Annotated in this window: 11 protein-coding genes; 5 read left to right on the top strand and 6 right to left on the bottom strand. The window is 70.6% G+C overall.

The window, feature by feature from the left end; genetic code table 11:
- On the top strand, positions 1-1412 hold a 1412-nt coding region (locus tag ACFHWE_RS19720; protein WP_416603162.1), incomplete at its 5' end, for a M60 family metallopeptidase.
- A gap of 132 nt (positions 1413-1544) precedes the next feature.
- On the opposite strand, the gene ACFHWE_RS19715 is transcribed toward ACFHWE_RS19720, so the two are convergent.
- The 5 genes from ACFHWE_RS19715 to ACFHWE_RS19695 form a co-directional block, all read right to left on the bottom strand.
- On the bottom strand, positions 1545-2300 hold the full coding sequence (locus ACFHWE_RS19715; RefSeq protein WP_416603161.1) for an ABC transporter ATP-binding protein: 756 nt from the start codon (positions 2298-2300) through the stop codon (positions 1545-1547).
- A complete protein-coding gene (locus ACFHWE_RS19710; RefSeq protein ID WP_416603160.1) occupies positions 2297-3328 on the bottom strand; it encodes an iron chelate uptake ABC transporter family permease subunit in 1032 nt (343 codons plus the stop codon). The genes ACFHWE_RS19715 and ACFHWE_RS19710 overlap by 4 nt, the downstream gene beginning before the upstream one ends.
- 16 nt (positions 3329-3344) lie before the next feature.
- On the bottom strand, positions 3345-4334 hold the full coding sequence (locus ACFHWE_RS19705) for an ABC transporter permease (protein ID WP_416603159.1): 990 nt from the start codon (positions 4332-4334) through the stop codon (positions 3345-3347).
- A 77-nt stretch (positions 4335-4411) separates the two neighbouring features.
- Positions 4412-5404: a siderophore ABC transporter substrate-binding protein gene (locus ACFHWE_RS19700; protein WP_416603158.1), complete on the bottom strand. Its 993-nt coding sequence runs from the start codon at positions 5402-5404 to the stop codon at positions 4412-4414.
- Positions 5405-5723: 319 nt separating this feature from the next.
- A complete protein-coding gene (locus ACFHWE_RS19695) occupies positions 5724-6425 on the bottom strand; it encodes an AAA family ATPase (RefSeq protein ID WP_416603157.1) in 702 nt (233 codons plus the stop codon).
- A gap of 583 nt (positions 6426-7008) precedes the next feature.
- Between ACFHWE_RS19695 and ACFHWE_RS19690 the strand changes: the two genes are divergently transcribed.
- The 4 genes from ACFHWE_RS19690 (at position 7009) to ACFHWE_RS19675 (ending at position 10036) form a co-directional block, all read left to right on the top strand.
- Complete coding sequence (locus ACFHWE_RS19690) at positions 7009-7404, top strand: Fur family transcriptional regulator (protein ID WP_416603156.1); 396 nt, start codon at positions 7009-7011, stop codon at positions 7402-7404.
- A gap of 64 nt (positions 7405-7468) precedes the next feature.
- Entirely contained in the window at positions 7469-8239 is a 771-nt protein-coding gene (locus ACFHWE_RS19685) for an SDR family NAD(P)-dependent oxidoreductase (protein WP_416603155.1), read from the top strand.
- Complete coding sequence (locus ACFHWE_RS19680; RefSeq protein WP_416603154.1) at positions 8229-9386, top strand: isochorismate synthase; 1158 nt, start codon at positions 8229-8231, stop codon at positions 9384-9386. The genes ACFHWE_RS19685 and ACFHWE_RS19680 overlap by 11 nt, the downstream gene beginning before the upstream one ends.
- Positions 9383-10036: an isochorismatase family protein gene (locus ACFHWE_RS19675; protein WP_416603153.1), complete on the top strand. Its 654-nt coding sequence runs from the start codon at positions 9383-9385 to the stop codon at positions 10034-10036. The genes ACFHWE_RS19680 and ACFHWE_RS19675 overlap by 4 nt, the downstream gene beginning before the upstream one ends.
- 49 nt (positions 10037-10085) lie before the next feature.
- Here ACFHWE_RS19675 and ACFHWE_RS19670 read toward each other — a convergent pair whose 3' ends face one another.
- On the bottom strand, positions 10086-10826 hold the full coding sequence (locus ACFHWE_RS19670; RefSeq protein ID WP_416603152.1) for a class I SAM-dependent methyltransferase: 741 nt from the start codon (positions 10824-10826) through the stop codon (positions 10086-10088).
- Between the last annotated feature and the right edge of the window lie 64 nt (positions 10827-10890).

Below are 10890 nucleotides of genomic sequence, written 5' to 3'. Positions count from 1 at the left end.
AGCTCCAGGCGCAGTGGCCGGACGGCAGGTGGGCGAGTATCGGTGACTTCCAGCAGGGCGGCTCGTTCCTGAACCCGAACGTGCCCCCCACCTACATGTGGAACAAGGACACCCTGCGCCTGCGCGTCCACGGCAACGGCCGGACCTTCGACGAGGTCGAGGCGACCGTCGACTTCCCGCAGCCCCGCATACTGGAGATCGAACCGTCCCCCACGGCCGCAGCGGAGCGCAGGCGGCTCCAGCAGCGCCTCTACTACGCCGACTACCAGCCGACCGGCTACTACGCACCGGCTGGCCAGGGGATCACCATCACCGTCTACGGCGGCGCGTCGCAGATGGAGGCCCTGGTCGGCACCCAGGGACTCGCGGACAGGGACGACCCGGACCGACAGAGCCCAAGCATGCGCGCGGTGCCGCTCAAACCCGGCGACAACAAGATCGCGGACCCCTACGGCGGCATCATCCACATCCGCCACACCACGGAGTCCGGCGACGGGGACGCGGTGTGGATGACCGTGAGCGGCAACGCGCAACCCGTCCCCTACTTCGTGCAGGGGAGGACCTCGGCCGCCCAGTGGCACGCCATGCTCGCATCGTCGAGGACCCCCGAAGTCGAGATGGTCAGTGACTCCGTCGTCATCGCCGCGCTCCTGCCCACCGCGCGCGCAGTCGAGGGAGCCGACCCGGGCAAGACGCTCGCCGCACACGACGAACTGGTGTCCATCCAGGAGGACATCAGCGGTCTCGACGGCTCCTCCGCCGTCCACGCCCGTCCCCGCCTGCGCATCTACGCGGTGGAATCGCGCGGCAGCTACAACCCGCACGCGACGACCGGATACATCGGGCTGCCCCACGGGCCCGCGGACGGGTACTCGATGAGGGCCCTGCTCACGGGGGAGGCGCTGAACTCGTGGGTCATGCTCCACGAGTACGGCCACCACTTCCAGCAGGACACCACCTACGGGGGTCCCGAGGGGATCATCGAAGTGTCGGTCAACCTGTACTCCCTCGCCGTCGGCCGGAAGCACCGGAACGAGTACACGGACGAACTCCCGCAGCGGTGGACCGCCACCCAGGCCTACCTGAGCCGACCCCGCTCGGAGAAGAGCTTCCGGTCGGACCAGGTCGACACCATGTCGCTCTTCGAGCAGCTCAGGCTGGGCCTCGGCGAGGACTTCCTCCCCGAGTGGCACAAGCACGTCCGGGAGGAGCACTGCGGCACGGCGAGCGACCACGAGCGCAAGAAGTGCTTCGTCAGGTCGGCGTCCGTCACCGCGCGGCTCGACCTCACCGAGTTCTTCGCCGACTGGGGCCTGCTCAAGGAGAGCGAGGAGGACATCTGGGCGGCCGTGCGCGGCCTGGGCCTCGGCAAGCCCGCCACCGACATGACGAAGATCGAACCCTACAAGTGAGGCCCCCGCCGCCTGAGGGCGGGTCGGTGCCGGTCATGAGCCGACACGGTGCCCGAACCTGAGAGGTCCCGTCCCGGCCCCGGCCCGGGGCGGGACCTCCTGGGCGGACCGGGGCCGGGAACGGACGACCGGTCAGTAGTAGACCGCGAGCGGACCGTTCGGCCCCTCCACGACGGTCACCGGGGTCTCGAAGACCCGCGTGAGCACGTCGTCCGTCATGATCTCGTCCGGCGTGCCGAACTCGACGACGGAGCCGTCCTTGACCGCGCAGATGCGGTCGGCGTAGTGCCCGGCGAAGTTGATGTCGTGCAGCACGATCACCACCGTGCGGCCCAGTTCCTCCGCGGCCCGGCGCAGGTGCTTCATCATCTGCACCGAGTGCCGCATGTCGAGGTTGTTGAGCGGCTCGTCGAGCAGCACGTACTCGGTGTCCTGGCAGAGGACCATCGCGACGTAGGCGCGCTGGCGCTGTCCGCCCGACAACTGGTCGAGGTAGCGGTGCTCCAGGTCGGTCAGGTCCAGGAAGTCGACGGCCCGGCTGACGGCCTCCTCGTCGGCAGTGGTCAGCCGCCCCCGCGAATGGGGGAAACGGCCGAACGCGACGAGCTGCCGCACCGTGAGCCGGGTGACGAAGTGGTTCTCCTGGCGCAGGATCGAGACGACCTTGGCCAGGTCCTTGGACGCCGTCCTCGCCACGTCGTGGCCGGCGATGTCGATGGTGCCCCGGTCCATTCCGAGCAGCCGGCCGACCATCGTCAGCAGCGTCGACTTGCCCGCGCCGTTCGGTCCGACCAGGGCGGTCACACCGCCCTTGGGGATCCGCAGGTCGACGGGGCCGATCGCGACCTCGCCGCTGTACTCCTTGCGCACACCGGTCAGGGTGATCACAGCCTGCCCTTTCTGAGGATGACGAACAGGAACACCAGCCCGCCGACGAGCTCGATGATGATCGAGACCACGCCGTTGGCGTGGAAGATGTTCCGCATGACGAAATAGGCGCCGCTGAGGACGACGAAGCAGGTCAGCGCCGATACGGGGAAGACGTACCGGTGGTCGTGGGTGTCGGCGAACTGGTAGGCCAGCGTCGCCACGAGGAAGCCCAGGAAGGTCATCGGTCCGACGAGCGCGGTGGAGACCGCCATCAGGATCGACACCAGGAACAGCACGCGCATGGTTTCGCGGCGGTGGTCCAGTCCCAGTCCCGTGCTGGCCGCACGCCCCAGCGCCATGGTGTTCAGCCGCCGCGACCGAGCCCACAGCAGGGCGGTGGCGATCAGGCACAGCGGTACCGCGATCGGGAGGTAGGACGCGTCGGCGTTGGAGACGTTGCCGAACAGCCGTGCGGCCAGCACGTCGAACTCGCTGGGCGTGAGCAGCCGCCGCATGAACGCGGACACCGAGCCGAGGCCGCCGCCGATGACGATGCCGATCAGCAGCATGATCTGCAGGTTCCCGTACCTGCCGGACAGCAGCCACCCGTACAGCAGCAGGGCGAAGGCGACCATGAGGGCGATCTGCAGCAGGAACTGCGGGACCCCCTGGACCGCCAGGATCCCGGCGACTCCCAGGAAGTACACCGCGGTGGTCTGCACGGTGATGTAGAGCGCCTCGAACCCCATGATCGACGGGGTGATGATGCGGTTGCCGGTGACGGTCTGGAAACTGACGGTGGCGACGGACTGGCAGATCGCCACCACGGCCATGACCACCAGGTTCGTGGCGCGCATCTCGGCGATGCGCCAGAAGCCGTCCGACCCCGCCGGCATCGGGTTGTCCCAGGCCAGCAGGCCGACACCGAACCCCGCCGCGAGCACCGAGAGCACCGCGACGACGGTCCAGTAGCGACGGCGGGCGCGCGGGGAGGCCAGGGGGTGCGAGGAGCGCCCCCGGGGCGGTGCGGCCGGAGGTTCGGCCACACGGGAAACACTCGTCTCAGCCACGGCGACGCTGCCTCAACAGGAGAAGGACGAACACGGCGGCGCCGACGACCCCGAGGATGAGGGACACCGGCACCTCGAAGGGCATGATGACGGTCCGGCCGATCAGGTCGCAGACCGTGACGATCCCGATGCCCAGCAGGCACACCCACGGCAGGTTCGCGCGCAGGTCGTCACCGCGCATCATCGAGACGACGTTGGGGACGATCAGCCCGAGGAAGGGCAGGTTGCCCACGACCACGGTCACCACGCCCGTCGCCACGGAGATCAGCCCGGTGCCCAGCAGGATGACGCGGTTGTAGTTCAGCCCGACGTTGGTGGAGACCTCCTCGCCCAGCCCCGCGACCGTGAACCGGTCGGCGACGACGAACACCGCGACGGCGACCAGGGCCACGATCCACAGGAGTTCGTACTGGCCCCGCAGCACCGAGGTGAAACTGCCGGCGAACCACACACCGAGGTTCTGGAGCATGTCGGTCTGCAACGCGACGAAGGTGGACACCGCGCTGACGACGGCGCCCAGCATGATGCCCACGATCGGCACGATGAGCGAGGACCTCAGTGTGACGCCGCGCAGGAAGAGGAAGAACACCATCGTGCCGACGAAGGCGGCCAGGACCGCGCCGACCATGCGGGTGGTGATGCTCGCGCCCGGCACCAGGACCATGACGGTGAGCAGGCCGAGCCCGGCCCACTCGGTGGTGCCGGTGGTCGTCGGTTCGACGAAGCGGTTCTGCGTCAGCAGTTGCATGACCAGTCCGGACATCGCCATGGCGGCACCGGCGAGGACGAGGGCGATCGTACGGGGGACACGGGTGATCGCGAACATCTCGCCGCCGTCGTCGGCGCCGAAGATGTCGTACACACCGGTGAACAGCGACAGTACGAGCAGTGCGCCCACGACGGTGACACCGATGAGGAGCTTCCAGTCGAGGAGGCGTCCCTTGCCCCGCGGACGTGGCGGGGCCGGAGCCGTGGTGGTCATGATCCGGTCACCTCCGTGGAACGGATCGCGCGGACGGCGGCGGTCACGTCGCCGCCGTCCACGCGGGACGGAGCGGATCAAGCCTGCGCCTCAAGGGCGTCGGCGAAGGAGTCGAAGAACTCGGTGTAGGTCTGGATGCCCTCGTTGAGGTAGGTGTCGGCGGGCATGTAGACGAGCTGCCCGTCGGCCACGGCGGTCACGTTCGACAGGGCCTCGGTGCTCGCCAGGATGTTCTCGGCGGTCTCGTAGCCCTCCTCGTCAGCGGTGATGGCGGCGTCCCGGTCCAGCACGAGGATCCAGTCGGGGTCGGAGTCGGCGATCGCCTCGACGGAGATGTCGTCGCCCTGGTGGTCGTCGGTGGAACCCTCGACCTCCAGAGCCGGGGCCAGTCCCAGGATGTCGAAGACCGGGCCGAGGGTGCGGCCCACGCCCGGGGCCAGGTAGCCGATCTCGCCGCCGGAGGTGCTGACGGCCATGACGGTCTGGTCCCCGTCGTAGGCCTCGTGGACGCGCTCGATCGCCGCGTCGAAGTCGGCGATGGCCTGCGCGGCCTCGCCCTGCTTGCCGAAGACCTCGCCCAGCACCTCGACCTGGCGCCTGAGCTCGGCGTCGAAGGGCTCGCCCTCACGCGGGTCCAGGTCGAGGACGGTCGCCTCGGGGACCAGCGAGGACAGGTCGTCGTAGTACTGCGTGAAGCGCTGGCCGTTGACGATCAGGTCCGGCTCGGCGGCGACGACCGCTTCGAGGTCGGGTTCGTAGTGCGGGCCGAGGTCGATGATCGAGTCGTCCTGCGCGTAGTCGACGGTGTCGGGCATGAGCGACACGGAGGCGGCGGACAGCTCCACGCCCCAGTCCGAGAGGGTCTCGTAGGTGCGGTTGTCGAGCGCGACCACCGACGAGGGCGGGAGGGCGATCGTCTGCGCGCCGTTGTTGTCCTCGACCTCGACGGTCTCGCTCGGAGCTGCGGCGGCCCCTTCGGTCTCCTCCGGGGCGGTGGAGCAGGCGGAGAGGGCCAGAGCGGACACCAGGGTCAGGGAAAGTGCCGCGATCGGGTGGGGGACGGGCTTCATGGAGGTCTCCTAACGAGGTCTTTGCTCAGGGAAGCCTAACCTAAGAAATTCGTCGAATGTGTGGGTCGGTCGGCCTCCGAGGCAGCCTCGGTGGATTGTGTAGAAACTCCTGTTCTGCCCTCTATGCCGGGCTTTTGGAGTGTTCCGGGCGCAGCAGGGGCCCGCATCCGACCGGTGGAACGTGTTCCATGTCACTATGGAGGGCGGAAGGGAACCGGGTACCCGACGATCTCGTTCGTCGACCCCAGACGAGCCCGTCACCTGCGCAGACCCCAGTGAAGGCATCGGCCCGGACGCCTCGGAGCACGTGAAGCCCGCCCTAGGTATCGGACGTCACGAGCTCAAGCCGGACAGGGGACGGCCCGATCGCCGTGCACGGGACACCACGGGCAGGCGCGCGGGGACCGAAGCGGATCCAGGCCAGCTCCCGCGCCCCGCGCCGGTCGAGTGCGAGCAGACTGCGCGCACCCGGCGCGAATGCCGTCGGCCCGTACCGGGCGGCCGCGCGCAACCGCCGCCAGCGCCGCGAGTGCGCCCGGTGGCTGCGCTCGGTCACGCGCCGCCCCCGGGCGTCCTGCCCGTTCCGCGCCTCCTGGGGGGTGGCATCGATCATCAGCACATGCAGCTCGTACCGGCGGAGCCGACAGAGCAGGGCGAGCAGCACGCGCACCGGGCTCCGTGTCCCGCACTCGTGCAGCACCACCGGGCCGCCGCGCAGCGCCGCGGCCAACCGGGCCAGGTGCAGTACGTGGACCACCCAGCGCCACAGTGGATAGGGGACCCGACCGAGCAGTGGCCCCAACTGGTGCCGCGACTGCAGCGAGTCGATCACCCGCACACCCTCCGCGGTGAGCACGGTCCGCTCCTCGTTCTCGCGGAGTCCGAACAGCCGCCGCAGCAGAGTGCTCTTCCCGGCTCCGGGGACCCCGGCGACCAGGAGCAGGGACCGCCGCGGATAGACCACACCGCGCACCGTCGCGCCATTCACCGCGAGCACACACCGCGCCAGCCCTTGGAACATCTCCGGTAGCTCCTCAAAGCCGACCTCCGTCCCGGTGAGGCGCGGCTCCACAGCGGCCGCGTCACCGATGCCATGACGCTACCGGCCCCCGGCGCCTGGAGTGGCCGGGGGAGGTGATGCGGTCCCATCCGCACTCGGTCTGGCAGCGTTCGGGGCTGCTACGCGGATTCATCCGCTGAGGCTCCACAGCCAGACGGCACCGTCGTCGGCGGTGGCGGCGTCCCAGCCTTGGGCCGCGCGGGAGGATCACCCGCGTTGGCCTGGGGTCTCCCTGCGCCCGGGGCTGGTGGGGCATCGGATCAAAGGTCCCCTGGTCGGTCCGGACGAAGGACCCCAGGGTGGTTTCGGCAGTGTCGCCCCTGGGCACCGCCCCGGCTCCGGGCGAGGGCGACGGGCCGTTCCGGGGTGGTGGGCGTGGCTGCCGAGCACGGCCATGGGGCGGTCATCCTCGGGAAGGTCTGATATGGTTATGAAAACCATTTTCAATATCATATGGGGCGACTCGGAGGTGTGATGTTCGAGGGCGGACGGCCAGGGAAGAGGCCGACCCCATGTCCGGAGACGTTGCGGTCGGCAGCCTGACATGGCCAGGACACCCCGCAACGACGCTCTGGTCCTGGAGGTCCTCGGGCGGAACCGGAGGTTCCGTAGCTGTCAGGAGGTGCATATCGTTCTCGTTCGGCGCAATGCTGGCAAAGGCAAGTCCCCGAGCCTGTCCACCGTCTACCGGGCCCTGCACCGTCTGGTGCGCGAGGGTCTGCTGGACACGATCCGCTCACCCGACGGGGAACTCCTCTACCGTCTGTGCCGCACCGCCGACCGCCACCACCACCTGATGTGCCGTCTGTGCGGCCGGGTCGAGGACGTACCGCAGGCCGAAGAGCTCTCCGCCGCTCTCGACCGGATCGGGGGCGCCAGCGGTTTCGACGGCCTGGACTACACCTTCGAACTCTCCGGGGTCTGTCCCCGCTGCTCCTGACCGACCCCTTTCAGCGCAGTCGTCCCGCCCCTCGGAGAGGAGCCCGGTGTCCCCTGATACCGATGTGACAGAGACCGGCCTCGCGCTGGTCACCGGTGCCGCGGGAGGCATCGGATCCGCAGTCGTGCGACGGTTGGCGGAAAGCGGCTGGGCCGTCGCCGCCCTGGACCTGCCCTCGACGGACGTCGAGGCCATGCCCGCTCGGACCGGGGGGCGGATCCGCGCCTACCCGGTCGACGTGACAGACGGACCCGCGGTCGACGCGGCGGTCGGCCGTGTCGAGGTGGAGATGGGCGCCATCACCTGCGTTGTCAGCGTCGCGGGCCTCCTGCGCTGGGGCGCGGTCGCCGACTTCACCTCCCAGGCGTGGGAGGAGGTGTTCGGGGTCAACGCGCTCGGCGTCTTCCATGTCGCCCGCGCCGCCGCGCGGGCCATGGTCCCCAGGGCGGCCGGGAGCATCGTCACCGTCGGCTCCGACGCGGCGTCCGTTCCCAGGGCGGCCATGGCCGCCTACGCCGCCTCCAAGGCCGCCGCCACCCAGTTCACCCTCTGCCTCGGCCTGGAGCTGGCCCCGCACGGCATCCGCTGCAACGTGGTCTCACCGGGGTCGACGGACACGGCCATGCGGCGCAGTCTGTGGGGGGACCCGGCTGCCGCCGGAGGCGGTTCCCCGGCCGGTACCGACCCCTCCGCCTTCCGGGTGGACATCCCGCTGGGGCGGGTGGCGGCTCCGGAGGACGTCGCCGACGCGGTGGAGTTCCTCGTCTCCCCGCGCGCCCGGCACATCACCCTGCACGACCTGCGGGTGGACGGAGGAGCCTGCCTTGGCGCCTGACGCCTTCACCCTGCACACGCCCGAGTACCGGCTGGCGTCGTCTCCCCGGAGCCGCGCGAGAGTGGTCGGGGACTCCCGCGAGGCCGCAGCCGAGCTGCGCCGGGCGGTGGAGTCCGGGGTACGGTCGCCCATGGTCGTCGGGGCGCTCGCCTTCCGAGCCGGTGAACCCTCCCCGCTCATGGTGGCCCAGACGGCACGCACCGGCCCCGGCCCCGTGCCGCGCAGGCCGCGACAGCGGTCCCGGCCCGGCCTGCTGCGCGGATGGGAGCACCCCGTCGCCGCCGACTACGTCCGCCTCGTCGAGCGCCTGGTCGCCCGCATCGCCGACACGGAGCTGGAGAAGGCGGTCCTGGCCAGAACGCTCCTCCTGGAGTTCGACGCACCCCTCGACCCCGTGCGGGTCCTGGGCGACCTCGTCGCGGCCAACCCTGGCGCCTGGAACTTCTCGCTGCCCCTCCTGTCGATACCGGACGGTGCCCCTGCGGCGGTCCTGGTGGGTGCGAGCCCCGAACTGCTGGTGTCGCGGCGCGGCCGAAGGGTGCGCTCGCACCCCCTGGCCGGGTCGGTGCCGCGCCACTCCGACCCGGGAACCGACCGAGAGCGGGCCGCAGCGCTCAGCGGCTCCGCGAAGGACCTGGGCGAGCACGCCTTCGTCGTGGCCGACATCGCCGAGCGCCTGCGCCCGCTGTGCTCGTCACTGGACGTCCCGGCCTCGCCCTCCCTCGTGGCGACCCCCGCCATGTGGCACCTGGGCACGTCCGTCACCGGGATCCTCAAGGACCCGGCGCCCACCGCCCTGGAACTGGCCGCCGCCCTGCACCCCACGCCCGCGGTCTGCGGGACCCCGACCGGTGCGGCCGCACGCGTCCTCTCCCGCCTCGAACCCTTCGACCGCGGTGCCTACACCGGGACCGTCGGCTGGTGCGACCCCGGAGGGGACGGCGACTGGGCCGTGGTTCTGCGCTGCGCGGAGCTCTCGGGTACCCGGGCCAGGCTCTTCGCCGGCGCGGGCATCGTCGCCGACTCGGTCCCCTCAGCCGAACTCACCGAGACCGGGGCCAAGTTCCGCACCGTGCTCGACGCGCTCGGCGTCGGCGGCTCCGCCGTCGCCGTACCGGTTCCGACCATGTACGGAGAGACCACATGACCTCCCTGCCCGCGATCCCCTCCTATCCCATGCCCGGCACCGGGAGTCTGCCGGACAACCGCATGTCCTGGCCGATCGACCCCGATCGCTGCGTCCTGCTCGTCCACGACATGCAGCGCTACTTCCTGGACGCCTTCGTCCAGGGCCGGGAGCCGCTGACCAGCCTGACCGCCAACATCGCCCGGTTGCGCTCCGCGTGCGCCGACCGGGGGGTCCCGCGGATCTACACCGCGCAGCCGGGGGCGCAGTCGGCCGAGCAGAGGGGCCTGCTGTCCGACCTGTGGGGAGCCGGTATGAGCGACGACCCCGCCCACACCGCGATCACGGACCCCCTCACGCCCGAGGACGGGGAGGTTCTGCTGACCAAGTGGCGCTACAGCGCCTTCGTCCGGACCGACCTGGAGGAGCGCCTGCGCACGGCGGGCCGCGACCAGCTGGTGATCTGCGGGGTCTACGCCCACATCGGGGTGCTCATGACCGCCTGCGACGCCTTCATGCGCGACATCCAGCCCTTCGTCGTGGCCGACGCGGTCGCCGACTTCTCCGAAGAGGACCACGGCATGGCCCTCGCCTACGCCGCGAGCCGCTGCGCCATGGCGGTGTCCGCGGACTCGGTCCTGGAGTCCCTGGCCGCGACCGTCCCCGTATAGGGGTGTGGGGAGGCCGCACCCGCCCCGTCGAGTGGGTGCGGCCGCGGCCTCAGCCCCGTCGGAGGAGCTTGTACAGTCCCGCCTCCGCGGGGCCGTGGGGCAGGACCCGCAGCCCGTGGGGTGCGGCCTCGGCGGCCAGCGCCTCCCCGGTCAGGGTCCACCAGTCGTAGTGGACGTCGTCGGAGGCGATGGTCCGGTCTCCCTCACGGATCTCGTAGGTCATGTGCCAGTCCACCCGTTCGGGGCCGCTGGGCTCGGCGGCGGCCCAGCCCGCGTAGGTCCGGCCGCCGACCGTGGTCTCGCCCATCAGCGTCCGCTCCACTCGCTCGGGCTCCAGCGGTGCGGCGAGATTGAGCAGGATGAACGCTCCGGGGGCCAGACGGGGGGACAGGTCCTCCCAGAGGCGGTCTCGCTCATGCGGGCTGAAATGACCGATGAGGTTGGCCATCACCATGCCGCCGACCCTGTCGGGCAGGCGGGCCGAGAGCAGGTCGTCGCCGTCCACGGTCACCCGATCGCGCAGTGCGGGGTCGTCGGCGGCCCGGGAGAGCAGCACGGTCCTCAGCGGCAGGGAGGGCTCGACGGCCAGGATGCGTGCTTTGGGCAGGACGTCGGCGATGAGCCGGGTCCCCCGGCCGCCCCCGGCCCCGGCGTCGACCACCGGGCCGGCGCCGGAGGGCAGGTCCGCCAGGGCCTCGGCCAGGGGTACGCGGTGGTGGTCCCACCAGCCGGCGATCATCAGGTCGAGGTACTGCGCGGAGCGGGCGTAGGGGTCGTCGTACTCGGGCACGGGGCCTCCTCGGTTCGGGGATCGGCTTCGGAGTCTATGGGAATGATTATCATTTTCGATCGCT

The organism is Nocardiopsis sp. LOL_012 (genome assembly GCF_048060475.1).
Lineage (GTDB): Bacteria > Actinomycetota > Actinomycetes > Streptosporangiales > Streptosporangiaceae > Nocardiopsis.
The sequence above is the reverse complement of the archived record's forward strand: the minus strand, read 5'-3'. Positions and strand labels throughout refer to the sequence as shown.